Annotated in this window: 1 protein-coding gene; it reads left to right on the top strand. The window is 44.8% G+C overall.

Translation table 11 applies throughout. The annotated features are described in order from the left end of the window. Positions 1-144 precede the first annotated feature (144 nt). A partial coding sequence (locus tag R7Z47_RS26605; RefSeq protein ID WP_318130992.1) for a catalase occupies positions 145-534 on the top strand: 390 nt, incomplete at its 3' end.

Genomic DNA, 534 nt, shown 5'->3' on the forward strand with positions numbered 1-534 from the left:
TCGTTTATCCCTATCAAATCTATCGCCAATTCCCATTAAACAAATGGAATCTTTGAAGATATATTCTTCGTGGGCAGAAAAGAGCTTTTGAATATCCATTTACCACTCGTGGACTAAATGGTTAGCACGCATTGGAGAGCAACCATGCAGATGTCAAAAAGCTTTTTATTAATTACAGTTGGCTTAGCCAGCACATCTCTACAGGCGCAAACCCTGACAAGAGATAACGGTGCACCAGTCGGTGACAACCAAAATTCAATCACAGCAGGTGAAAACGGCAGCGTATTGCTGCAAGACGTTCACCTGATCCAAAAATTGCAACGTTTTGCCAGAGAACGTATTCCTGAGCGAGTTGTACACGCTCGTGGCACGGGTGCGCATGGTGAATTTGTTGCGTCTGGCGATTTTAGTGATTTAACGGTATCCGCTCCTTTCACTGAAAAGGGAAAGGTGACTCCTGTTTTCGTTCGTTTTTCGACCGTTATTCACTCAAAAGGATCGCCAGAGACGCTGCGTGATCCACGAGGTTTTGCA

The sequence above is a fragment of the Vibrio sp. 1641 genome, assembly GCF_033339995.1.
GTDB classification, from domain to species: domain Bacteria; phylum Pseudomonadota; class Gammaproteobacteria; order Enterobacterales; family Vibrionaceae; genus Vibrio; species Vibrio alginolyticus.